Raw genomic sequence first — 21,680 nt, forward strand, 5'->3', positions numbered from 1 at the left:
CCGGCCGGAGCGGATCGGCCGGAGGCGGCCGGAGGCGATTGTCGTTCGCAAGCGCCAAGGCGATTGCGCCGCAATAGTTTGACCACGTCGCGATGAAGGCGCCGCATCGGCCGCAGACGATTTCGCTCTCTGATTTGAGAACGCGCGGGATCGAAACATGCGGAGAGCCACATGTTTCGCAACGGAACTCGTTCTGATCCATGTCGAAACACCCGGACGAATGTCCGTTTGTCGCGGCAAGTTCCGTGCCGGTTCATTCTCGCCTGCAATGGACGCCGGTCGGCGCCCCAACCCGATGCCAGCCGAACCGCCGCGAGGCCCCGCCTCCCCCGAAAGCTCCGGCGGAGTTGCCTGACGGCCGTGGCTCGCGGTCAATGCCCGCTGAAGACCAGCGTCTGGATCGGGAGCACCAGTGCCTGAATGCGCAGCAGCAGCGCATGAACGAGGCCCACCGCGTCGACGGCGTGGAGGACGATCTTTCGTCCGGTCGAGAGCTTGCCTGACTCGATCAGCTCGTGGTTGCTCGAATAGGCGTTGGCGATGCAGCTGCTGCCCGGCGTCACGCCATCGAGCCCATCGGCATAGAGAGGTTCGAGGAAGGTCAGCAGCGTGCCGGGCTTCGACACCTGCTGGGGATCGAGCAATTGATCGGCGGCCCGCACCTGGCCTGTGGCGATGAAATCCTGAACGCCGGTCACCACCATCGGAATGATGACCCAGGGCTTGGACAGGCAAGTCACCTCGGCGACCATGCCGACCTGCATCACCTGTCCCTCGACCTGCGAGAAACCCGCCTGCAGAATATTCCGCCCGGCTTCCTCGGGGATCAGGACGCCGGCCGGCCGCATGATGGGCGTGACGATGTCGCCGACGCGCAGCGTGAACTGCTCGACCCGGCCAGTGACGCCGGCGCGCACGACGGTCTTGTCGAGATCGGTCTGCGCCTGCGCGAGGGCAGCCTCCGCGCTTGCCTTCTCTGCCGGCAGCAAGGTCGAAATGCGGGTTTCGGCTGAGGATTTTGCAGAGACGGCCACCGCCAGGGCCGCTTCGCGCCCCGCCACCAGATTTTCGAGCCTCTCGATCTCGCGGCGGGCGACGATATCGTCGTTGCGGCGCTGCAGCTCCTGCTTCGTCTCGAGCTCGTCGAGGGCTTGCTTGTGGGCGCTCCCGGCTTCGAGAATTCGGTTCTCATCCGTGAGAAGATCGGCCTTTGCGACGACGATGGAAGCCTCGATTTCCGCGATCTTGCGCCGGGCCGTCTCAACCGCCGCCTCCTCCTTGGAGCTGTCGAGGCGAAAGATCGGGCTGCCCTTCGTGACCGGGCCGCTGACGCCGAGATAGACCTGCGCGACGCGCCCGGTGGTCTCCGAAATGAGCGGGACGGTACGGAACAGCACGGCCGCATTCGTCGTCGACGGGTGATTGTAGAAGATCACCGTGATCAGGCCGATCGTCAGCATGAGGCAGGAGATGATGCCCCATCGCAGCTCGAACCACACCGAATAGAAGGTGATTTCCTTGCCGAACCGCTTTCCCTGCCCGTATCGCCGATAGAGGTAATCCGGCAGGAGCGTCAGCAGGGAGCAGAACAGAAGCTCAAGCATGGCTGCTCTCCCGCTTTTGGAGCGCGGTGTGATCGTCCGCGCCGGATCCCGCTGTGGGCTCCCCTGCCGCGGTGTCCTCGGCGACGGACGCCCGCCTCGGCGCAATCCCGGCGATGCGTTCGAGCGCATGCGCCATTCTGCCGAACAGCCCGGTGAAATCGGGAATATCGATCAAGGCGAGCAACAGCCCGGCGACCCAGAACAGATGCACATGGGTGAAGAGCGCGAGCAAGCCGAGCACCGCGACGATCTCGAACTGGAGCTTCTGGGATTTATGCGCCATGCGCTCCGGCAAGGTGTGCAGCCGAAGGAAGATCAAGCCAACGCCCAGCACCGCCAGAAGCAGGATCACGGCCGCAACGACCATGAGAACGTCCGTCTCTCCCGGCGCAGTGATGAAGGCCGGCAGATGGTGCGGCGCCAGCGGATGAAGTTCGGCTGCCATAAACTCGCTCCAGTCCCCGCTCAGCCTATCCAGTTCCGTGCGAAATCGACGTCTTCGTAGCCATCGGCCTTCTGCCGTTTCGGCAGCTTGATCTTCTCCCGGGACGGCGCCTTGTAAGGAACCGAGCGGAGGATGTGGGAGATGATATTGAGCCGCGCCTGGCGCTTGTCGTCGGAGTGGACCGCATACCATGGCGCCCAGGTCGTATCGCTGGCGCGAAACATCTCGTCGCGGGCGCGCGAATAATCGTACCAGCGCGAATATGATTTCAGATCCATGGGAGACAGCTTCCAGATCTTCCGTGGATCGTTGATGCGCTCCTCCATCCGGTGCGTCTGTTCTTCCTGGCCGACTTCCAGCCAGTATTTCAGAAGGATGGTGCCGGAATCGACGATCGCCTTTTCGACGCCCGCCACGTCCTGAAGAAAGCTCTTCGCCTGCTCCTCCGTGCAGAAGCCCATCACCCGCTCGACGCCGGCCCGGTTGTACCAGCTGCGATCGAAGATCACGATTTCGCCCGCCGCCGGCAGATGCGGCAGATAGCGCTGCACATACATTTGCGACTTCTCGCGCTCCGTCGGCGGCGGCAGCGCAATCACCCGGAAGACGCGGGGGCTGACGCGCTCCGTGATCGCCTTGATGGCACCGCCCTTGCCAGCGCCGTCCCGCCCTTCGAAGACGATGCAGACCTTTGCGCCCGCATGCTTCGCCCACTCCTGGAGATTGACCAGCTCCGCGTGAAGATCGCGCAGCTTCTGCTCATAGGGCTTTCGTTTCAGGGGCTCGCTACTCTTGGTTTTCATCGCCGGCGCCCTCTCCGTTAGGACCAGCTCAGGAAGAACGCAACATCGCCGGGCAGCCCGCCCGGCCAGTCGATGATCATGGCGCGAAGCTTGTACTTCGCGGGCTGGAGATGCTCCTTCCAGAATTCATAGGCCTGCCGCGGCCGGCCGGTCAGGGAGCTCGGCCAGTCGGCTTCCGCATTGTTGATGGCGCGCCCCCGGTCCGTGCAAAGCTGGCTCGGAAAGCGCATGACGAGGACCTCGGTCTCGCCCCGGCTGGCCGCGGCGCGGGTCTTGGTTGCGAGGCTTTGCTTGATTTCCTCGATCTTCTCCGGCGTGACGGCAATTTCCTCGCTCAACGTCGCGGCAAGCTTGCGTTGCGCGTCCTCGGCCTTGTTCATGGCGCCGGCCAGCTTGGACGCCCGCGCCATTTCGAGATCGGTCATATAGGACCGGAGATCGTCGGCCGACATGAAACTCTCGTCGCCGAGCGTCGCTGCGTTCGGATTTTGATTTGCGGGCGACATCGTTCGCATCTCCTTCATCGATCGCAACCAGCGTCCTCGACGCGGGTTTGAGCCGGCGAATTCAGTACTTCTGGATGTAGACGGCCTCGGCGAAGGTCAGGTCGATCATGTCGCCGCGACGCATGCGCCGGAGATCGTCCTTGATCACGGGATCGGCCACGGTGAGGCTGCGCGGCCCTGCCGGTCCGACGAAGTCCACGACGCCCGTGGCCGGGTCGAACCTCTCGAAACGGGCTGTCAGCGTCAGCGATCGTGTCACGAACTTGTCGGGCAGATTGTTGAAGGATGGCGCACCGACCGTATCGGTATAGACGATGCCGGGCCGGACTCCCTTCCTTGCGCGCCTGGCGCCGAGGATCACGCCTTCGGCCCGCTGGATCTCCAGCCTGTCGCCGACGCGAAGCCCCTGCAGATCGCCAAACACGTCGGGAACGGCGACATCCCAGACAAAGCGCCCTTGGCGCACGGTCACGATGCGCGCATTGGGGTCGACTCCCGCGACTTCGACATTGATCCGTTCGATCTCGACCGGTCCTACGCCGGCCACCATGATGGTCGTGCTGGTGACCGTGGGTGCGCAGGCTGCCGCGCCCAAGGCCAGCGAGATCGCCAGAGCCAGGTATGCACGCTTTGACATCGTCACTCTCCACCCCGGGTTGAAGTCACCGTTCTTTATGCTTGATCGCCCCTTCGGACCGGGCCTGCCATTCGCCGATCGACTGCCGAAGTTCGGATTCGAGGCCGTCGATCAGATGCCGATACTCGACGCATCGCGCAGCCGTTCCGGGAGCGTCGGAGGCCTCCCAACGCCGGAGGGCCTGTTCTGCGTCGGCCAGATCCACGCATAGCGACCGGAAGTTCTGACTCCTCAACACCAGCTCCTCGATCGCCTTCTTGTGCTTCGGCAGCAGCCGAACGGCAGCCAGAACGCCCGGTTCCATTGGAGCGCGCCCCCTGCGAAAGCGAATATTTATGTGGTCGCTCGACTGGATTGGGAGTAAATAACCGTAGTTTACACCGAAAGCGCGACCTAGCCCTGAAGTTTTCACGTGGTTTTCTGGCTTGGGGGAGCCGGTTCCATGGAGAATAGCCGGCTTTTCGAAAACGGTAATTTGGAAGACCGCCCTGAAGGCAAGCTTCAGAGCGATGAAATTCACGCTCAATTGGATAAGATCCTCGCCAGCACTGAATTCAACGTTCCCGAGCGCGTGCGACAGTTCTTGATCTATGTGATCAGCCAGACCCTCGCGGGCCACGCGGACCGGATCAAAGCTTATTCCGTCGCAGTCGAAGTCTTCGGCCGCGACGCAAATTTCGATATCCAGAACGATCCGGTTGTTCGCATCGAAGCCGGGCGGCTCCGGCGTGCGCTGGAGCGCTACTATCTGCTGTCCGGGAGCTCGGACCCCATTCTGATCGAGATTCCCAAGGGCGGCTACGTGCCGCGCTTCCATCGGCGCGAGGCGCCGCCGACCCACATCGTTGATCCCGCCCGCACCGCTGCTCCGGAGAGGCAGGATCTGGCGGGAGCGGATGCACCGTGGTGGGGAAGCCGCTGGTTCGCCTGGGCCATCGTTGTGGCAGCGCTGTGCCTTGCCGTCCCGCTACCCTGGTTGGCCGCCCCGCCAGCGCCGGCGCCCGCCAGCTGGGAGCCGCCGCCACCGCGTGGCCCTTCCCTGATCGTCAGGCCGTTCTCGAACTTGTCTGGGCAGCCGGAAGTCAACGTCTACATCGCCGGTCTCGGCGAAGAATTGCTGACGCAGCTCTCGCGGTTCAAGGAGCTGACGGTTTTCGGCCGGGAAACGTCTGCCGCCGTATCGCCCAGCGCCTCGGCCTCGGAGATCACGAGCCAATTCGGCAACCGGTACATTCTCGAAGGCGGCATCCGTCTTTCCGACGGCAAGCTGCGGGTGACGACCCGCGTCCTGGATGGCGAGAGTTCTGCCATCGTCTGGTCGGGAACCTATGACGCCGATCCGAACGCCGCCGACATCGTCGCCGTGGAAACGACTATAGCCTCGAAGGTCGCGACGGCGATCGCCCAGCCCTATGGGATCATTTTCAGCGCCCCCCCGCGGCCGGCGCGATCGGGAGACGTCCAGAACCTCGAAACCTATCAGTGCACTTATCGGTTCTATCGCTACCGCACCGTGCTCGATCAGACCGAGCATGCCGCGACGCGCGCATGCCTGGAGAGTGTCACGGCGCGCTATCCCGATTTTTCGACCGGCTGGGCGATGCTGTCCTACCTCTATCTCGACGAGGATCGTTTCGAGTTGAACCGGCGGCTAGGCTCGCCGCCGCCCCTGGAGCGAGCGAGAGCCGCCGCAGAGCGCGCCGTTCACCTTGATCCGGAGAATATTCGCGCGCTCCAGGCGCTGATGACCGTCCTTTATTTCAGTAGAGACGCCAGCGAGGCGCTGCGGGTCGGCGCCCAGGCGCGCGCGCTCAACCCGAACGATACCGAGCTGCTCGGCGAGTACGGCAGCCGGGTGGCCCAGGCCGGAGACTGGCAGCAAGGTGCATCCTTGCTCGAAGAGGCGATGGCAAAGAACCCCGGCAACTCCGACTACTATGTCGGGCTCCTGGCCTTGGCCGCCTATATGCAAGGCGACAATGCGCGCGCCGCCGATCTGATCCGCCGCGCAAACCTGCGTCGGTTTTCGATATACCACTTCGTCGCGGCGCTGATATTCGCGCGCCAGGGATTACAGGCCGAAGCGGCGCAATCCCGCGCCGAATTCCTGCGGCTGAGACCGGGTTTCTTCGACAAGTTCGATGACGAGCTCAACAGCCGCAACTTCAATGCGAGAGATCGCGCCATTCTGATCCGCGGCGCCATCGAGGCCGGCTTCCCCGTGCCAAACCGGTTCCTGGCCGAGACCGAACGAACATTCGGTGCTCTCTCGAATGCGGGAAAAGGCGGAACCGGCGGGGACCGTAGCCAACCGTAACCTACTACCCCGGATTTCGTTCGCAGCTTTCTCTTCTTGTCAAAGAGGAAGCGGAGCATGCGGTGCAGCTGCAGGCGGAATGCCGTCGCCTCAGCGGCCGCCATTACGCTTCTGCGGCTTTGTTGCCCCGACACGAGCGTCGCGATCTGTGCCGTTTGTGTCTCGGACAGGCTCACTACTGGAGGTCGATGATCGCCATGGCTTTCCGACCGTATTTGCTCGCTGTCGTCGTCGGCTTTGCAGCGCTCGGCGCACAGGGCGCAGGGGCACAGACGACGGACCTCCAGGGTGCCTGGCTCGAAGAAGGGCAGATCTGCGCCAATGTCTTCGCCGCAGCGGGGAAGGCGCTGGGCTTCAAGCGCCCGGCCAACGCCTTTGCCTCCGCGTTCGTCATTCGGGGCGAGCGGCTGTCCACTCCGCTCGCGACCTGCAGGATCGCTCGCGTCAACCTGCAGGGTGAGCGGCGGGTCCTTCATCTCAGCTGCACCACGACGATCGCGACCGATGCCGCGCGGGCCGTGCTCGCCCTGGGTCAGGATGGCGGCCTCTACCGCTACAGCGCGCCCGAAGGGGGCACCGCGATCAGGTATCGGCGCTGCACACCGGAGGCGCTGAAGACGCCTTGAACCCACGTGCCGCGCGCCGCGTGCCGGAAGCCCCGGCTGTCTACGGAGAGACTGAGGATTGTCCATGTCAGCTCTTGTGCACATCGTCGATAGCGACGCGGCATCTCGGGCCGGTATCGATCGGATGCTTCGCGCTTCCGGGTATGAAACCAGGGCTTATCTCAGCACCGACGAAATCTTGAATCATCGCCCGGATATCGAAAGCGCAAGCTGCGTCGTCATTGATACGCGGGGGCCAGATCAGTCGATCCCCGATGTGGTGAACCTGTTCTGCAAGGCCGGCCTGAATCTGCCCGTGATCTTCGTGACCGATCAGGAGGATGTCCGCCTTGGCATCCGGGCGATCAAGGCGGGAGCCGAGGACTTCTTCACGACGCCCGTCGAGCCCGACGAATTCATCGACGCCATCGGCCGCGCAATCTGCCGCCATCGTCTCGTCAGCGAGCATGAAAGCAGGGTGCGGGTCGGCTTGACCCGGCTTCAGCAGCTGACCAGGCGCGAGCGGGAGGTCTTCGATCTGGTCGTTCGCGGCAAGATGAACAAGCAGATCGCCTTCAAGCTCGGGACGACCGAGCGAACCATCAAAGCCCATCGCCACAAGGTCATGGAGAAGATGCAGGTCCGCTCCGTCGTCGAGCTCGTGACCTGCGCCGAGCGGCTCGGCCAGCTCCGGGTCGACAATCCCTGAAAGTTGTCTCTGGAGCTGGTGCCGACCGGCCCGTCAAGCTCGGGATATCCGCGCAGGCTTCCGAAACGAGGATCGCAACGTGCCGCCTCCTCACCAAGCGCCGGATGGCCTCAAGACGCCGAAGGCGGCCGGTGTAGCCGGTATTCTGTTTTCGGTGCTGCTCCTCTCTGCGCTGGTGCTGGTGCTCCAGACCTTGCGACTCCATCCGCAGGATCCCGGCGATTGGGTGGGCACCCAATCCTGGAAGGTGGCGCTGGCATTGAACCTGATCCCCTTCGCGGGCATCGCCTTCCTCTGGTTCATGGGCGTGCTGCGCGATCGATTGGGGGATCACGAGAACAGCCTGTTCGCGACGGTGTTTCTCGGCAGCGGGTTTCTCTTCATCGGCATGCTGTTCGTCGCGGCCTCCGCCATCGGCGCGATCCTGCTCACGCACGCAGCCCGGCCGGGCGAACTTGCCGGCTCGGTGACGTTCACCCTGGCGAGGTCCTTCGCCTACAATCTCGCCAGCATCTACGCGATGAAGGTATCGAGCGTCTTCCTCATCACGGCCTCGACCATCGTGCTCCGCACCGGAATCACGGGACGATGGACGGCGTTCGCCGGCTATGCCGCTGCGACGGTCATCCTCTTCGGCAGCCACCTCGTCGACTGGACCTTCCTGGTCTTTCCGATCTGGGTGCTGATCGTCAGCTGCGACATCCTGATCCGCGAATACCGGCACGCCGGCCGTCCCGGCTAGGCGAACTATCGGGACATCGTCTCGCCGAGCATCCGGACCGCGTCTTCGAGATCTTCGAAGATCGTCGTCGCATGCGGCCCCTCGAAGAGGCCGGCTCGCTCCAGAATCTCCCGCGGCTCCTTGTGCAGCTCCGCGATGGCGAATGTCAGCCCCATCGCCGCCAGCTCCGCCCGCCATTGCAGCAACATGGTGGCCGCCGTCATGTCGATCTGCGCGACGGCGCTCGCATCCAGCACGAACCAGGATGTACCGGGCGGGGCCTCCTTCGCGACGCTTTCGAGCCGGGAATGGACGTAGTCGGCGTTGAAGAACAGAATACTGCCCTGGATCATGAAGAGCACCATCCCCGGCGGTGGTGCCGCATTCTCCGTCCGGTGCATCTTGTAGAAGCCTGGTCGGCCGGCAACGAGTCCGAGCAAGGCATCGCGCGGTCGCATTTCCTTCAGCAGGACGTAGAGGAGCGTGCCGGCAATCGCGATGACGACGCCGCTGAGCACGCCCAGGCTGATGGCGCCCCACATGCTGATGAGGGCAAATCCGAACTCCAGGCGGCTGATCCGCCAGGTTTCCCGCAGCCCCTTGAGATCGATCAGACTCAACGCCGCGAAGGCGAGGATCGCCCCGAGCGCCGCATGGGGCAGGACGCGCAGCACATCGTTCAGATAGATAAGCAGAACGGCCAGAGCGGCAGCGGAGATCAGGCCGGCCAGCTGCGACCGGCCGCCTGCCGCCAGATTGATCGCGGTTCGCGAATCCGAGACCGTAATGGGGAAGCCGGTGAACAGGCCGGAACAGATGTTGGCTGCACCCAGCCCGGTCAACTCCCGGTCGGCATCGACCTTGAAGCCGTCCTTTGCCCCGAAGCTGCGCGCCCCGACGAGACCGGAGCTGACGCTGACCAGCCAGATCGCCGCGCCACCGAGCACAAGGTCCGTCATCGGCAAATGGGCGATGTTCGGGATGGCCCATTTCGGCAGGCCGGCCGGAAGGCTGCCGATGACCTTCATGCCCCGATCTTCCAAGCCGAAGGCAGCCGACGCCAGCACCGCCAGCACGACCACGACCAGCGGCCCCGGAACGGGGAAGCGGAGGCGAGCCAGTATGACGAGAAGCGCGAACATGGCCGCACCGAACCAGACCGTAAGCCAATGGATCTGCGGGGCCTTCCGGATGATCTCGAGCAGCGGCATCACCAGGCCGTCGGACTCGATGCGCACGCCGGTCAGCCGCCCGATCTGCCCGATGAGGATCGATATCGAAATGCCGCTGATGAAACCGATCAGGATCGGCCGGGACAGAAAGGACGCCACGACGCCGAGCTTGAGCACGCTGGCCAGGATGCAAAATATCCCGGCGATCAGCGCCAGCGCGCTCGCTGCAGCGACGCGATCCGGCGGATCGCCGAGAGGCAGGGTGGCGAGCGTGGCTGCGAGAACCGTCATCGTGGCGGCGTCCGGCCCGACGATCAGCTTGCGCGATGGGCCGAGAAGACCATAGCCGACGAGAGACAGAATGCTGGCGTAGAACCCGACCTCGACCGGAAGCCCCGCGATGGCAGGGTAGGCGACGGCGCTGGGAATGGCGACGGCGGCGATCGCCAGCCCAGCGGTGACATCGAAGCGCAGCCATTCCCACCTGTAGGGAAGCAGCCCCTCCGCAATCGGCAACCAGCGCTTCATCGCCCCCACCATCCCGAGCTGTCGTCGGCGCCTGCGGAACCGCCGTTCAGCCTCGCACGTGCCGTGGGGCCGTCCGCTCCGCTATTGCGTCTTCTCCGGTGTGACTTTCTCCCAACCGTGATCGGGATTGAAGCTGTTCATGCGCGACGCGATGACACGCGTATTGGGGCCAAGGTCCTTCTGAAAGACAGTGCCTGCGTGGTTGACGAGGAAGCTCGTGATTCCCGATCGTGCGTAGGTTGCGGGATAAGCGAGAACGGCGAAACCGCCGATCATATTGCCGCCTGCGACATAGTCGACCGCGCCGCCGGCGGCAGCCGGTCCCTGCCTCCTGAGAATCTTGAAGTAGTAGCCGTGATAGGGCTGCGGCGTGTCGCTTGCCTTGTAGCCTTCAGTTGCGGCCTGGGCGGCGAGTTCGCCGAGAGGGCTCTGTTCCTCGCCCGGCCCGGTCGGCCAATACAGGCCGTCGTGCTTCTCTGGTTGGCTGACGATTCTCTGCGCGTAGATTCCTGGATTTCGGCCATCATGCCCCTTTGCGGCGTACTCGAACTGCGCGTCGAGGATCGCCAGGCTTGTCTGAATGGCATCCAGTTCGTTCTTGCCGATGCGGCGGGCCAGGAGTTCGCGGCGCCCAGCCTCGACGAGGAATTTCCAGCCGCCGCGTGAACGAACGATGGGGATCGGAAACGGGAATGCGTCCTCCCCGACCAGCAACGTAGCGGTCCGGCCCGTTTCGACGATCGAATGCCGGGCATCATAGGCCGCGATGAAGCGCTTGCGGCTATCGGCATCGCGCACGGCATCGCCCGAGAACAGGATGTCCCGCCCGGACATCCCGAAGACCGAATACAAGCGCGTGGAGCTTCCCTCGCGCGCCGCGGCGACAAGCGCCGCCGCAGCCTCCTCCGGAGTCTGGAACAATTCCTGCGCGCTCGCGGCCGTCGAGGCGGCAAAGACGCCCACGGCAATCCCGCAAAGCAGGCGAACAAGCAGATGCGCCGCTGGCCATGTGATGATCATGGAACTGCACCCTCAGTTGCGAAACGCACCAGCAGATGACGACGCCATTTCATTTTCAGAGCTTCCCGGCAGGAACCCGCGAGCCCGAGGCCCTCCAGTGGTCGAAGGTTTGGAAGGGAACCCCGATCTGGCGGTAGTCGACCCGCAGATAGCCATCCGCGCCGCGATGCACCGCCGCTGGCGCGACACCCTGCACCTCCTGCGCGATCACGCCGACATAGGTGGTGCGGGAGCCGTTATAGGCGAAACGGTAGAAGCCGAGCCCGTTCTCCATCACGCCCAGAAGCACGACGTGGTTCTTGAGCTGGATGTCGGAACGGCGCCCGCCACCGCCTCCGCGACCACCGCCGCCGCCCATTCGCCCGCCACCGCCCACGCGCCCGCCGCCGCCAAATCCTCCGCCTCCCATGCGCGCCCCGCCCGCATGCATCGCTCGGCCGCCACCTGCGGGCATGCGCGCCATGCTGGCGCGTCCGCGCTGGGATTGAAGGCTCGCGGCCCTACCCGGCTGCATGTTGCTAAAGGCGCTTTCGCGCGCCGGTCCCGGACGCCCTGCTCCGGATTGAGGACGACGCGGCTGAGTGTTCGCCCGCGGCGGTGCCGAGCCCCGGCCACGGTCCGCGTTCTGGCGCCCGCCGCCGGGGCGTGTCGCCCGGTCCCCACCGGCTGGCCGATTGCCTGCCGCGACCCGATCGCCGCCTGGACGGTCAGGTCTGGCACCTGCTCCGGGACGATCCCCCGGTCTCGCGCCGGCACCAGTTCCCGCCCCGCCGCGCCCGCCCTCGGGGCGCAGAACCTGCTCGCCGCTGCGTCCGCGGAAGTCCATCCGGCCTTCGGCGCCGGCGCGGATATTGCTGTTCGAGAATTTCTGCCTGACCGCATCATTGCGATACTGCACGCCGTGGCGATGCTGCGGATTGTGCTCCCAATGCGTCACCCGATTGCGGTCGATATTGATGCCCCCGCCGACCCAGTTGACGTTTCCGCCCCAGTATCCACCCGAGGCCCAGCGCCCCAGGGCGTAAGCGGTGCCGAAGGCGAGGCCCGTCGCGAGAACGCCGGTGGCGATATAGCCCGGCGCAGGGAAATAATAGGGTGGGTATGCGGGATAGGGCCACGCGCCGTAGACCACGGCAGGATCGTAATAGGGCACATAGACCGTGTCCGGATTGGTCGGCTCGATCACGATCGTCTGCTTGCTGCTGCCGGTGGCCGGCTGGACCGTCACCTTTTGCTGGGAGCCGGACGACAGCTTCTTGGCATCGTATGCGCGCGTCCGCATCCGCTGGACGCCGTCCATCACATCCGGCTGCTGCGCCAGGACCGCGTCGCCGAGCTTTTGTGTCCAGTCGAGATTCTTGCTCATCATCGCCAGCACGGAGGGCGTGGCGATCAACGCCTTTACGCTGGGATCCCAGGGCTGCTTGTCGGTTGCGGCCTTGAGCTGGTCGCCCTTGAGCTTCTTGTTGCCCGCGACCCATCGATCCGCCTGCACCACCTCGAGCGGATAGGTCGAAGCCATCAGCACTTGCGCCAGCAGGTTGTCCGGATAGAGCGCGATCGGCGCGACCAGCGCATCGAGCTCGGCGGCGGAGAGAGGCTGCTCGCTCTGCACCGCCTGCGTTGCGGCGGGCGCTTGAGGTTGTGGCGGCGGCGCGGCCGTCTGCGCGAGCGCCTGGGAGGCGAGCCCACTGACGATGACGCTGACGAACACAATTGGCAGATGCATGGCATGACCTCAACAGCTCCGAAACGCCATCTGGGTTTCGCGCCGCAGTGACGCTCATTTGCTTGTCGGCGGCACTCGATCGACCACTGCCACCGCCGAAATCTGAATGTCTTCTCGGGCCATGCGCATATATACGGCCACGCGCGCGTCCAGCATGGTATCGTGGCCTGTGCGGACCACGACTTCAATCGTCATCACCGGGAAATTCTCGCTGACCAGACGATTACTATCATCCCGCAGGGCCGACACCTGTCCCTAAGGACAATACGCCGCCCCGCGACGGATCGCCGTGGCCGCCGGCACGAAGCTGGATTTCAACCCGAAGCGGGTGGGTCCGGCTGTGGTCTTTGTGCGCCCCCTCGCCCTTTCGCCAGGTCATCCGCATTGCGGGCCGGCCGCGCTCCCTGAGAGAACAGGCCGCGCACGAAGCCTCGCGAAACCGCGCGATCGGCATCGGCGAGGACCGCTTTCAACATCTGGTATGTCGCCCGCAAAGCGGCCCGCTCGGTTCCATACTCGTCGACGAGCTCGACGATCTCCCATTCGAATTCGTCGGCTTCCGGCGGCTCGCCAAGCGGCTCGGCTGTCATTGCTCTCATCCTCGAAAAGAGAACATTAGAAGAACAAACCAAGCGACGGAGTCAATCGACCCGGGGTTGCACATGTCGGCGTCGCCGCTGATCCCGGCCCGGCCCGATGCGCCGACGGACGGATCTCGGGCGTTTCGAGCCTGCCCTGACAGGCCGTCCCAGCATTCTCGCCGATGGTGGCAACCACCGGACCTGCTCAACCGAATTCCTATTTCCGATAAGGCTTTCTCACATGGAAACTCTATGCGCCCCATCCTAAATCCAAGAGCGCGGGCTCGGTGGCGGCCGCCAGCGGCAGCCCGTCATCGTGGGAGGCTTGCCATGGCGAACCCGGAAGGCATGCAGGACGCAAATACGCTCCCCGTCGATCCCATCGCCGGTGCAGCGTATCGGGGTCGGTCCGATTTTCCGGTCGCGGCCGGCTATCTCGCCGCTCTGGCTTTCACGGCCTTGGCGACGGTGATTGCATCCGCCCTGGAAAGCGTGGCGTCGGTTCCAAACCTTTCGCTTGTCTACGTGCTGCCCGTCATCGTGGTTGCCATCATATTTGGTTTTGGCCCCTCGATGCTCGCCGCTGTGGCAGGCGCATCGGCTTATAATTTCTTCTTCACCGCGCCGCGTTTCTCGTTCCAGGTCAACGATCCCGGCAACATCTGGGCGATCGGATTGCTTCTCGTCGTCGGCGGTATGGCGAGCGGCCTGGCGTCGTTGGCGGCCCGACGGCAAACGGCCATCAATGTGCGGCTCCGGCAGGAACAAGCTTTGCAGGCCTTCAGCTCCGCCGTATCCGAAGCGAGCCACCCTCGAGACATGGCCAACAGAGCCGCGGCGGCGCTTGAAGAGATGTTCCACGTCTCGGTGGCGGTGATGACGCCCGGAGACGGGCGGCTTGAAATCATCTCGTCTCTGGGGCCCATAGCCGCCAGCGCGACCGACTTGGCCGCGGCGCAATCATCGCTCGATCAAGGCCGGTTTATGCGAGCGGGATTGTACCCTTTCGACGCCTCGCGCTTCGATTTCTGGCCGATCAAAGCACCTCATCAGCAGCCTGTGGTGCTGTGCCTGGCATTCGACCCGCAGGAATATCCCGAACGCCCGGACCTGTTCATTGTCGTCCTGGGCCGACTTCTGGCCGCAGCCTTGAGCTCGCGACCGCCCATCTCGCCGGCCGTCCCAAAATGAAAGATGTCATCGTCCAGGGAAGCTGGCTGGGGCGGGAGGATTCGAACCTCCGAATGGCGGTACCAAAAACCGCTGCCTTACCACTTGGCGACGCCCCAACGCGTCGCGCCTTCTAGAACGCGTCGTCGTCATGCGCAACCGCCTCGCGACGGGCATTGGGGGCCTTTGCAAGAAATCATCCCCAACCTGCAAACGAGCTGTTGCGCCGCGCCCGCGTGCTGGCTATAAGCCGGCCACCAGTTAATCGGAGTGTGGCTCAGCCTGGTAGAGCACCTCGTTCGGGACGAGGGGGTCGCAGGTTCAAATCCTGCCACTCCGACCAAAATTCCCGAGAAATATCAAGTAGCTGAGAACGGGGCCGAAAGGCCCCTTTTCAATGCTGGACAGAAACTCAAGCCGAAGCAACAAAAAAGCCGGCCCGAATCCGAGCCGGCCTTTCGCGATCGAGGGTGCCCTGCCCTACGGCGTCCGGCTAGCCCGGACAGCCCGTTCCCAGAGGCGCACGGTTGGCGCCTTGCCTGAGCGCAGGAAGGCGAAGAACTTCGCGCGATCGATGCCGACTGGTTGCAATTGCGGTTTATCGGAAACTGCCGCCCTCAGTTTCGCCTCGGTCCTCGACCCATCGATGCCGTCAACATGCAGGCCATGCGAGACCTGGAACGCCTGGGCGGCAGCCTTCGTCTTCTGTCCTGGCTTGCCGTCGACGACAAGCGAATAGCCGAGCGCGACCAGCGTCCACGGAATGGCGGTCGTGTCCATGGAATTCTCCGGATGTGGAAAAGCCGCCCGGAGGCGGGCGGGTTTAGATCAGCCGGATTGCCGGCTGCGGCGGGCTATTTTCCGTTAGGTCAGACCACGGAATGCGAGGCCGAGACGATGCTGTTCAGTGCCCGAAATTCAGCGGTGTGGTTGTGGACCGCGATCGTGTTCGCAGTAGCCGTTGTCGTCTCGATGCCGCTCGTAATCAGCCGCTAGCCAAAAATCGCTCAATCGGGGCGATCCTTGCCTCAATTTCGGCACGCCAAGTTGGTCCGGCACCACCGACCTCTTTGCTTACGCTGTCGCTGGTTGAGACCTAAGCCGACTCGGCCGCTCTAACGTCGACCGGAGCATGAGCTTTGAAATAGAATCGTTCCGCCAGTTGGTAGGAGATCCAGGCAAAGATCGTAGAGCCCACGAAAGCCATCGCGCCCAAATAAGCAGCATTCACCGCCGGACCTAACCGCTGGATGTACAGTACCCACCACCAGTTGAAGACGAGACTGATAGCAACCGAATGGAGCAAATAGAAGGAGTAGGAGATGCGGCCGAGTTCGGACAGGGGTTTCCAGGCCAAGGTCCGAGCCAACGCGCTTTGCCCATCAATCGCTTTGCAGAGAATAACCGATCCGCACCCAGCGAAGGCCCAAACAAACTGAGATGTCGTCAACAAGCCGAAGGTAAAGAAGCTGGTTATGATCAGATAGAGGGTGATGACCGTGTAGTCGGGGAAAGCCTCGACGACGGCCCTTACGGCCGTTTGGCTAAGGGTTGCGATTAGCGCCCCGGCAAACAGGAACAGGAAAAATTCGGAGTAAAATCCGGCAACCGCAGGCAAGTATGACGCGGCCAGGCCGGCGAATATAATGGCTGGCAGAACGGGAACGCTGGCCCAGCGCGCCGCCATAATGACCAAGGGGAAAACGAGATAGAAAGACATCTCGTAGAAAAGAGACCAAGTGACGTTGTTAAAGACAATTCCGGCGACGGCCAGTGATGGCACCCCGTTCAGAAACAGAAGGTTCATGCCCACTGTTTGCCACGTCGCAGGCGGGATATGAAGAAACGGCCCCAGCGCAGCGCAAACGATCAATGACAGCAGGAATGCGGGGTAAACCCGCACCATTCGCTTGCCGACGAATGCGCCATACCGGAAGGGCTTCTTAAGCGCGATGCGGCAGATGAGAAAGCCGCTGAGCATAAAGAAGATATAGACGCCATGATGGGAATGAAAAAGCCAATACAGCAGCCGGTCCGGCGCCTTCTCCCACTCGGCAAAACGAACAACGTTTGGGTTTCCACCCCGAAAAGTCGCCATATAGGTCCCACAAAAGTGGACCAAGAATGTGAGAATTACCGCAAAGCCTCTCAGGCCGTCGAGGCTACGATTGCGGCTTAGCATTTGTTTGCATCGCTCCCGGCCCTTTCTGAGGCTTTGAGCAAAATGATGCTTCTCATTTGTCCGGAAGTAAATCGGCGAAAGCCGCATCGACCTCGGCCATGGTCGTGATTGTGCCAGCCTCGATCTCGTCCTTCACAACCGCGCAGGTGGCGAAGTCGCCATTCACATGTGCCTGGACCGCATCGCTGTTGGCAACCATGGCAACCGCGTCGACGGGATAGGTGCCGCCATCCGCGACCCGGCGCATTGCTAAATGATTTCCGAGCATGGGCCGACAAATCCCACAAGCCGGCATCGCCAGCGCCGAATGTGAGAACGCCGCTGGCAAAAGTGCTGCCACCCTGGAACGATGAGCTGACAGAACAGTAGCCGGTTACGCGGGCGATAATGCTGTCCCGGTGAGTTGGCTCGACCCGCCTCGCTCTGCGGTGACCTGGGACCGCTTGACGTTGAGGGCTGCGGGCCGCGACAGCGACATGATCTGTAGCTTATCGGTCGTTGGGTTGTAGATCACTGCGTGGGGAGCTGGGCGAGGATGGCCCGCGCACCGCTCGGCGGCCTAGTCGCCAGAGCGCACCGAGAGCACGATGCCACCTATACGCAGATCGCGTTCGGCGTAGCCTGCGAATACAGGATCGAGGATGCGCGGCAGCGGAGCGTCTTCTCGCACGAACTCCCACAGAATCTCAACCTGCGCAGCTGGCAGTGATCGGAAGATGCTCAACCAGTCTGACGCGCGCAGACGATTGCCGCGCGCATCAGCGTCTCCCTCCCGCCAGTCCGTGTCCGCAGCGAGAAAGGCAAGCGGATTGTGCCGGAAATCGAGATGGTCCTCAAGATGGATGGCATGTAGGGCAACGCCACCGGGGCGCAATGCGGCCTGCGTGTTGGCGACGATGGCCCTGCTGTCAGCGAGCGGAAGATGCTCAAGCACGGAGGCGGAGTGGATGAGGTCGAAGGCGCCGGCAAATTCCGTCGCCCGGGAAAAATCAGCCGGGGCAACATAGTCGATCCCCAGCTCTGAAAGCGACTCCAGAGTCCAACGGCCGAGTTGATCGAGGCGGGCGATCCGTTCCGTAACGGTCGCAGCCGGCGCCGCCGGCGCCAGGGCCGCCAGCAGCGCGCTGCGGTCGGCCAACGTGAAGGCGCGGCGCGCGAAATGCAGACGCAAGAGGGGATAATAGTCGACCGCTGCGACCCGTGTCGCCCCGGCCAGCCAGAAGACCAGCGCCTCCGAGAGCAGGTGCCCGCTACCGAATTCAAGGCAGGACAGCCCATTGACGGAGCCGCAGGTGTCTCGGATCAGGGCGGCGAGCCCGGGAGCTATGCGGTCGACACGTTTGTCACCCCGGGCCCGGTGCCAAGCCCAGAGAGCGTGTGTCCAGTGCTGGGCATGGCCCTGGCCGCCGATGGCGCGCCGCAACGCCTTACGAAGCGGCGCCGGCAGGCGACCCACCAAGTGAGCAAGAGATTGCACAGGCACGGCCCACCTCTCGATCGCGCCGCTCACCGTTACCCTGCCAGTCCGCGCGATCTCGACACGCACCAACAGCGGCCCGGCGATGGCCGCCTTCGTCTCCCTATTTGGTATCGACTCTCGGAGGAAAGTCTTGCTAATTCACGCTAGCCACTTCGACTTGGTACGTCTGCATTCCCCCGTCTCGGCCGCAACGCCGTATGCCTGTCGAAATCGCAAAGGAAGTCGGCTCGTTGTTTTTGAAGGCCGGCGTCGGCGCGCTGGCCCTGGCGATTGACACCCGTCTGCGCTCTGCGTGAGCCGCTGGTGTCGCAGGTAGTTCATTGGTCCCGGCCTACGCCGAGTTCGCACGGGTATCGCTGCGACGCTCTTGCCGAGTTGTGCCGGATATTGGCTTCGCAGCGGCGGGAAGATGCCGCGCCTTTGACTCCGAGGACGCAAGCGGTGGATTGTCACGTCTTCGGAACGGGAGAAAATCCATGGCTGAAAGCAATGAGATTCCTGCAGTTCGGGTGGCCGGATTCCAAGTCTTCCGAGGGCCGGACGCCATCGCAGTTCGCTTCGAATTGATGACCGCGCCGGGCACTACGGAGTCGGTCACCATCGCCCTGACACGGACTGGGGCGCAGGAGTTGGCCAAACAGCTCGCGCAGGAACCTACTGCGGGAACCACGGGAACAACGCCCGACAGCTCGCGCCAGTAACCGCAGCTCCAGTCGAAATCGTCGATCCCGACGCGACCGGTACATCTGCAGCCGGGCCGATTCCGTCACTGAGGCCAGTTTGTCGCCGGCAAATCGGCGATGATCTCCGAAACGCTCGGCTGTGGGCACGTTTCCTCGAACGCCCGCCAGGCGGCCTTCGTCTTGGTCTAGGCTTGCCGTCTACGTCGAGCGTATAGCCGAGCGCGGCCAGCGAGCCCGCTGGATGGCGGCCGTGTCCATGGAATGCATCTCGGCAGCGTCTATGTCGTCCTCGACTGCAGCGAAGGCGGCGAACCCCGCGTTGATGCGCGACTCTGCTGCGCCGCTGATCGCGAGCATCGTAGTCGCAGCAATCGAGTATGCTCGCCATCGGTATATGCCCGACCGTTGACCAAATCGGATCAGACATTGCGGCAACGCCGGCGCCGACGAGCGTGATCTTGGAGCAGTCATCGGCGGCGGCGGGCACGCCGCCGACGACGATACCGGCAACTTCCTTGCGCCAACATCTCTGGGCCGCATAGGCGATCAGGTGGGTCTTCGTCTGGACTGCGCTTGAGGCTCGCTGAGGCCGTCAGCTTCCGACCAACTCCAGCTTGGGGCAGCGTCCTCGGCGACGAAGTCGCCGATCTGCCGGTCGGCGCCGTCGCTCTTCTCGGCCTGTTGCCGAGCGTCGAGACGTTGGCGTTGATCGCCGTATCGGTGTTGATTGCCGCAACTACCCCGACTCGACGGCTATTTGTCGGCCCGCGTGGCAACTTCCAGGATCGGCATCAGATCCCAGATTCGCCGGTTGAGCGCATGAAGCTCCCGGATCGTGCGGGAAATTTCGTCCAGCCTGGCCTCATCGACGGCCCGTCGGACGCCGAAGCGCAGATTGCCCCGGCTTTCCTCCACCTTCATGTGCTGGGTATGCGTGATCTCGCCCTGCGCATCGAGAACGAAGGTCGCGTGGCTGAGATCATTGCGCATCCGCGTCGCCGCCGAAAACCGTTCGACGATCTCATTGAGCTCGGCACGCACGCCCTTGTCTGCGAGCGCGATTTTGGCCAGGCGCTGAACCAGATCCAGCCGCGCGCGCGTGGTGTTGAGTGTGGCGAAGACAATCGCCGCGACCTTTTCGTCACTGCCCAGCAGCCACATCAGCACATAGATGAACAAGCTCTCATTGTTCGACCAGGCGAGATTCAGATCGCCTACGAGGTTCATGAAGGCTACCCTGCGGCTGGAGGACGGGCGCGCGGCCGCAGCTTCAAGCGCTCGGAAATCCGGCCGGGGGGGCAAGACAGCCTGTCCTCGGGAGAACTTGCGCATCGGATGTTTCCTTTAGGCTTCGCTCAGAGCGGAGGCGCCATGTTCGAATTGCTCAAGATTCGCAGGGCGCGCCGCATGGCCCATGCCGCGATCGATCCGTTCCTTCACCGGGACCACGGCGGAACGGCAACCTTGCAGGCCGGCGATTGGCTTCATCCGCAGATCATCGGCTTCCTCGCGACGCTCGTTACATTGATCGCCCAGCGCCATTGCGGGCCGATGCGCACGCATGCGCTGGCTGCGGTTCAGGCTCGTGTCCTGAACGCCGTCACAGGCATCGGCCCGGAGTTGATCGGGGAGGAAATCTGCCTGCTGACCAGCCACGAAGATCCCGCCTTCGCCGCTGGCGCGCGCGGCGCCGTTGCTTTTCTTGAGATGCTGCGCCCCTCGACAGCGCTTGACGAGCCCGATGCCCCCGTCAGATCGCTCGACCCCGCGCTGCAGAAGCTTTGGGAAGAACATGTCGATCAGTGCCTCCGCCGCAGTCCCCGGCCGCAATGATCGGCGCCGCGCGGACGATGAAGGCGGCTCGCGCCAGCACCCTTGTCGTCAACGCAGCCCCTCATCATCGGCGCCGCCCTCTCCTCCTGCGGATTCGTCGAACAGACTCAACTCCAGCTGTTGTTCCAACCTCTCGCTCGCCGGATCGGCGCCTGTGCCGCGGCTTCTCAGCAGCTTGTTCAAGGCCGCCAGGAAAATGGTGTCGTCGAGATGCTGCGCCGCGCCCGCAGTCGCCGCAAGGAAGCGTTCGTAACGCGCCTTGCAGACGGCCTGCCCGGGCTGGAGCGGCGCAGGGCTGTCGGGAAACGGCTCGCGCAGGACTCGCTTCATCGCGCTTTCGCCGAGCCACGAGCCGGGCAGCTCCTTCGCGGACTCCAGGCCGGCACTGATTTTCGTTTTGAGATGCCAGGCGGTCCGGACGGACACTCCGAGAATTTGCCCCAGCCTCTGTGAACTGACGCGCTCTCCGGTCGCCGTCAACAGATAGAGCGCTTGTAGCCAGACATGCATGGGCACATGGCTGTTCTGGAAGATCGTGCCGTGCCTGACGGTGAAGGGCTTGCGGCAGGCATAGCACTTCCACATGCCGATCGGTGTGCTGAGCCCGCTCAGCCGGCCGAGCCGGCTGCTTTCCGCGCAATGGGGACAGACCGGCGCACCCCTCCAGACCAATGCCTCGAGCGAGAGGAAAGCAGCCTGTTCGTCGTGCATTCGGACGGCGTTCGGCATAGCCAATCTCCGGCACACAAGGCCGCAAGCGTCACGAGGCCACCTCCTGGGTCACTAAAATTCAAGGATTCGATAACGCAGGGTAACGATTCGTCACATTGACCCATAAGCCCCTTCATGGCTGTTTATATACAGTAGAAAGAGCTTAGGAAAGAAAAATAATACTCGTTCGACAAAACGAACTTCAAGAAAAAATACAATCATAGCGCAATTAGATAAGAATAAG

The 21,680-nt window shown here is 63.4% G+C and carries 24 protein-coding genes and 2 tRNA genes; 7 read left to right on the forward strand and 19 right to left on the reverse strand.

Annotated features, from left to right (window positions below; all coding sequences use genetic code 11):
* Window positions 1-371: 371 nt before the first annotated feature.
* The 6 genes from AC1DE3_RS04240 to AC1DE3_RS04265 form a co-directional block, all read right to left on the reverse strand.
* Window positions 372-1,604, reverse strand: a complete 1,233-nt coding sequence (locus tag AC1DE3_RS04240) for an HlyD family secretion protein (RefSeq protein WP_476778803.1) — start codon at window positions 1,602-1,604, stop codon at window positions 372-374.
* The gene (locus AC1DE3_RS04245) at window positions 1,597-2,049 is read right to left on the reverse strand and encodes a hypothetical protein (RefSeq protein ID WP_476778802.1); all 453 of its coding nucleotides are present in this window, start codon (window positions 2,047-2,049) and stop codon (window positions 1,597-1,599) included. The genes AC1DE3_RS04240 and AC1DE3_RS04245 overlap by 8 nt, the downstream gene beginning before the upstream one ends.
* A 20-nt stretch (window positions 2,050-2,069) precedes the next feature.
* Window positions 2,070-2,852: a polyphosphate kinase 2 gene (gene ppk2, locus AC1DE3_RS04250; RefSeq protein ID WP_476852095.1), complete on the reverse strand. Its 783-nt coding sequence runs from the start codon at window positions 2,850-2,852 to the stop codon at window positions 2,070-2,072.
* A gap of 17 nt (window positions 2,853-2,869) precedes the next feature.
* Window positions 2,870-3,358, reverse strand: a complete 489-nt coding sequence (locus AC1DE3_RS04255; protein WP_441511903.1) for a hypothetical protein — start codon at window positions 3,356-3,358, stop codon at window positions 2,870-2,872.
* Between the two features lie 61 nt (window positions 3,359-3,419).
* Window positions 3,420-3,995, reverse strand: coding sequence for a hypothetical protein (locus tag AC1DE3_RS04260; RefSeq protein WP_441511902.1), 576 nt, complete (start codon window positions 3,993-3,995; stop codon window positions 3,420-3,422).
* 25 nt (window positions 3,996-4,020) lie between these two features.
* Entirely contained in the window at window positions 4,021-4,521 is a 501-nt protein-coding gene (locus AC1DE3_RS04265; protein WP_476852096.1) for a hypothetical protein, read from the reverse strand.
* Here AC1DE3_RS04265 and AC1DE3_RS04270 point away from each other — a divergent pair, their 5' ends adjacent.
* The 4 genes from AC1DE3_RS04270 to AC1DE3_RS04285 all read left to right on the forward strand — a co-directional run bounded on the left by AC1DE3_RS04270 (window position 4,522) and on the right by AC1DE3_RS04285 (window position 8,368).
* The gene (locus AC1DE3_RS04270; protein WP_476852097.1) at window positions 4,522-6,312 is read left to right on the forward strand and encodes an adenylate cyclase; all 1,791 of its coding nucleotides are present in this window, start codon (window positions 4,522-4,524) and stop codon (window positions 6,310-6,312) included.
* 197 nt (window positions 6,313-6,509) lie between these two features.
* Window positions 6,510-6,938 carry a hypothetical protein gene (locus tag AC1DE3_RS04275; protein ID WP_476778798.1) on the forward strand — a complete coding sequence of 143 codons (429 nt, stop codon included), beginning with the start codon at window positions 6,510-6,512 and terminating at the stop codon, window positions 6,936-6,938.
* Between the two features lie 64 nt (window positions 6,939-7,002).
* Window positions 7,003-7,626: a response regulator transcription factor gene (locus AC1DE3_RS04280; RefSeq protein WP_476778797.1), complete on the forward strand. Its 624-nt coding sequence runs from the start codon at window positions 7,003-7,005 to the stop codon at window positions 7,624-7,626.
* A gap of 79 nt (window positions 7,627-7,705) precedes the next feature.
* Entirely contained in the window at window positions 7,706-8,368 is a 663-nt protein-coding gene (locus tag AC1DE3_RS04285) for a hypothetical protein (protein ID WP_476778796.1), read from the forward strand.
* Window positions 8,369-8,373: 5 nt separating this feature from the next.
* On the opposite strand, the gene AC1DE3_RS04290 is transcribed toward AC1DE3_RS04285, so the two are convergent.
* The 5 genes from AC1DE3_RS04290 to AC1DE3_RS04310 all read right to left on the reverse strand — a co-directional run bounded on the left by AC1DE3_RS04290 (window position 8,374) and on the right by AC1DE3_RS04310 (window position 13,386).
* Complete coding sequence (locus tag AC1DE3_RS04290) at window positions 8,374-10,047, reverse strand: SulP family inorganic anion transporter (RefSeq protein WP_476778795.1); 1,674 nt, start codon at window positions 10,045-10,047, stop codon at window positions 8,374-8,376.
* Window positions 10,048-10,128: 81 nt separating this feature from the next.
* Window positions 10,129-11,067 (reverse strand): DUF2950 domain-containing protein, encoded by a 939-nt coding sequence (locus AC1DE3_RS04295; RefSeq protein ID WP_476778794.1) that lies wholly within the window; start codon window positions 11,065-11,067, stop codon window positions 10,129-10,131.
* Between the two features lie 55 nt (window positions 11,068-11,122).
* Window positions 11,123-12,796, reverse strand: coding sequence for a DUF3300 domain-containing protein (locus tag AC1DE3_RS04300; RefSeq protein ID WP_476778793.1), 1,674 nt, complete (start codon window positions 12,794-12,796; stop codon window positions 11,123-11,125).
* A 54-nt stretch (window positions 12,797-12,850) separates the two neighbouring features.
* The gene (locus AC1DE3_RS04305) at window positions 12,851-12,991 is read right to left on the reverse strand and encodes a hypothetical protein (protein ID WP_441511893.1); all 141 of its coding nucleotides are present in this window, start codon (window positions 12,989-12,991) and stop codon (window positions 12,851-12,853) included.
* A 119-nt stretch (window positions 12,992-13,110) separates the two neighbouring features.
* The gene (locus AC1DE3_RS04310; RefSeq protein ID WP_441511892.1) at window positions 13,111-13,386 is read right to left on the reverse strand and encodes a hypothetical protein; all 276 of its coding nucleotides are present in this window, start codon (window positions 13,384-13,386) and stop codon (window positions 13,111-13,113) included.
* Between the two features lie 321 nt (window positions 13,387-13,707).
* On the opposite strand from AC1DE3_RS04310, the gene AC1DE3_RS04315 reads away from it, so the two are divergent.
* Window positions 13,708-14,568, forward strand: coding sequence for a DUF4118 domain-containing protein (locus AC1DE3_RS04315; RefSeq protein WP_441511891.1), 861 nt, complete (start codon window positions 13,708-13,710; stop codon window positions 14,566-14,568).
* A gap of 23 nt (window positions 14,569-14,591) precedes the next feature.
* Here AC1DE3_RS04315 and AC1DE3_RS04320 read toward each other — a convergent pair.
* A tRNA-Gln gene (locus tag AC1DE3_RS04320) sits at window positions 14,592-14,666 on the reverse strand.
* 147 nt (window positions 14,667-14,813) lie between these two features.
* Here AC1DE3_RS04320 and AC1DE3_RS04325 point away from each other — a divergent pair.
* Window positions 14,814-14,890: transfer RNA gene (locus AC1DE3_RS04325), tRNA-Pro, on the forward strand.
* A 137-nt stretch (window positions 14,891-15,027) separates the two neighbouring features.
* Here the strand turns inward: AC1DE3_RS04325 and AC1DE3_RS04330 are convergent.
* From AC1DE3_RS04330 to AC1DE3_RS04345, 4 genes are all read right to left on the reverse strand, one after another.
* Entirely contained in the window at window positions 15,028-15,327 is a 300-nt protein-coding gene (locus AC1DE3_RS04330; RefSeq protein WP_476778792.1) for a peptidoglycan-binding domain-containing protein, read from the reverse strand.
* A 316-nt stretch (window positions 15,328-15,643) separates the two neighbouring features.
* Window positions 15,644-16,729 carry an acyltransferase family protein gene (locus AC1DE3_RS04335; protein WP_441512212.1) on the reverse strand — a complete coding sequence of 362 codons (1,086 nt, stop codon included), beginning with the start codon at window positions 16,727-16,729 and terminating at the stop codon, window positions 15,644-15,646.
* A gap of 52 nt (window positions 16,730-16,781) precedes the next feature.
* Complete coding sequence (locus AC1DE3_RS04340) at window positions 16,782-16,976, reverse strand: DUF4376 domain-containing protein (RefSeq protein WP_441511889.1); 195 nt, start codon at window positions 16,974-16,976, stop codon at window positions 16,782-16,784.
* Window positions 16,977-17,288: 312 nt separating this feature from the next.
* Window positions 17,289-18,239 carry a methyltransferase domain-containing protein gene (locus tag AC1DE3_RS04345; protein ID WP_476778790.1) on the reverse strand — a complete coding sequence of 317 codons (951 nt, stop codon included), beginning with the start codon at window positions 18,237-18,239 and terminating at the stop codon, window positions 17,289-17,291.
* A gap of 446 nt (window positions 18,240-18,685) precedes the next feature.
* On the opposite strand from AC1DE3_RS04345, the gene AC1DE3_RS04350 reads away from it, so the two are divergent.
* Window positions 18,686-18,910, forward strand: coding sequence for a hypothetical protein (locus AC1DE3_RS04350; RefSeq protein ID WP_476778789.1), 225 nt, complete (start codon window positions 18,686-18,688; stop codon window positions 18,908-18,910).
* 735 nt (window positions 18,911-19,645) lie between these two features.
* Here AC1DE3_RS04350 and AC1DE3_RS04355 read toward each other — a convergent pair.
* From AC1DE3_RS04355 to AC1DE3_RS04365, 3 genes are all read right to left on the reverse strand, one after another.
* Window positions 19,646-20,224, reverse strand: coding sequence for a hypothetical protein (locus AC1DE3_RS04355; RefSeq protein ID WP_476778788.1), 579 nt, complete (start codon window positions 20,222-20,224; stop codon window positions 19,646-19,648).
* A gap of 12 nt (window positions 20,225-20,236) precedes the next feature.
* Entirely contained in the window at window positions 20,237-20,686 is a 450-nt protein-coding gene (locus tag AC1DE3_RS04360) for a hypothetical protein (RefSeq protein WP_476778787.1), read from the reverse strand.
* An 87-nt stretch (window positions 20,687-20,773) separates the two neighbouring features.
* The gene (locus tag AC1DE3_RS04365) at window positions 20,774-21,454 is read right to left on the reverse strand and encodes a transposase (protein WP_476778786.1); all 681 of its coding nucleotides are present in this window, start codon (window positions 21,452-21,454) and stop codon (window positions 20,774-20,776) included.
* Window positions 21,455-21,680 lie beyond the last annotated feature (226 nt).

The sequence above is a fragment of the Allobosea sp. 10L417 genome (assembly GCF_056395485.1).

Coding starts and splice junctions, on each gene's coding strand:
- AC1DE3_RS04240 (WP_476778803.1), bottom strand. CDS start 1,604: ATGCTTGAGCTTCTGTTCTGCTCCCTGCTGACGCTCCTGCCGGATTAC.
- AC1DE3_RS04245 (WP_476778802.1), bottom strand. CDS start 2,049: ATGGCAGCCGAACTTCATCCGCTGGCGCCGCACCATCTGCCGGCCTTC.
- ppk2 (WP_476852095.1), bottom strand. CDS start 2,852: ATGAAAACCAAGAGTAGCGAGCCCCTGAAACGAAAGCCCTATGAGCAG.
- AC1DE3_RS04255 (WP_441511903.1), bottom strand. CDS start 3,358: ATGTCGCCCGCAAATCAAAATCCGAACGCAGCGACGCTCGGCGACGAG.
- AC1DE3_RS04260 (WP_441511902.1), bottom strand. CDS start 3,995: ATGTCAAAGCGTGCATACCTGGCTCTGGCGATCTCGCTGGCCTTGGGC.
- AC1DE3_RS04275 (WP_476778798.1), top strand. CDS start 6,510: ATGGCTTTCCGACCGTATTTGCTCGCTGTCGTCGTCGGCTTTGCAGCG.
- AC1DE3_RS04280 (WP_476778797.1), top strand. CDS start 7,003: ATGTCAGCTCTTGTGCACATCGTCGATAGCGACGCGGCATCTCGGGCC.
- AC1DE3_RS04290 (WP_476778795.1), bottom strand. CDS start 10,047: ATGAAGCGCTGGTTGCCGATTGCGGAGGGGCTGCTTCCCTACAGGTGG.
- AC1DE3_RS04295 (WP_476778794.1), bottom strand. CDS start 11,067: ATGATCATCACATGGCCAGCGGCGCATCTGCTTGTTCGCCTGCTTTGC.
- AC1DE3_RS04300 (WP_476778793.1), bottom strand. CDS start 12,796: ATGCATCTGCCAATTGTGTTCGTCAGCGTCATCGTCAGTGGGCTCGCC.
- AC1DE3_RS04305 (WP_441511893.1), bottom strand. CDS start 12,991: ATGACGATTGAAGTCGTGGTCCGCACAGGCCACGATACCATGCTGGAC.
- AC1DE3_RS04310 (WP_441511892.1), bottom strand. CDS start 13,386: ATGACAGCCGAGCCGCTTGGCGAGCCGCCGGAAGCCGACGAATTCGAA.
- AC1DE3_RS04315 (WP_441511891.1), top strand. CDS start 13,708: ATGGCGAACCCGGAAGGCATGCAGGACGCAAATACGCTCCCCGTCGAT.
- AC1DE3_RS04330 (WP_476778792.1), bottom strand. CDS start 15,327: ATGGACACGACCGCCATTCCGTGGACGCTGGTCGCGCTCGGCTATTCG.
- AC1DE3_RS04335 (WP_441512212.1), bottom strand. CDS start 16,729: ATGCTAAGCCGCAATCGTAGCCTCGACGGCCTGAGAGGCTTTGCGGTA.
- AC1DE3_RS04340 (WP_441511889.1), bottom strand. CDS start 16,976: ATGCGCCGGGTCGCGGATGGCGGCACCTATCCCGTCGACGCGGTTGCC.
- AC1DE3_RS04350 (WP_476778789.1), top strand. CDS start 18,686: ATGGCTGAAAGCAATGAGATTCCTGCAGTTCGGGTGGCCGGATTCCAA.
- AC1DE3_RS04355 (WP_476778788.1), bottom strand. CDS start 20,224: ATGCGCAAGTTCTCCCGAGGACAGGCTGTCTTGCCCCCCCGGCCGGAT.
- AC1DE3_RS04360 (WP_476778787.1), bottom strand. CDS start 20,686: ATGTTCTTCCCAAAGCTTCTGCAGCGCGGGGTCGAGCGATCTGACGGG.
- AC1DE3_RS04365 (WP_476778786.1), bottom strand. CDS start 21,454: ATGCCGAACGCCGTCCGAATGCACGACGAACAGGCTGCTTTCCTCTCG.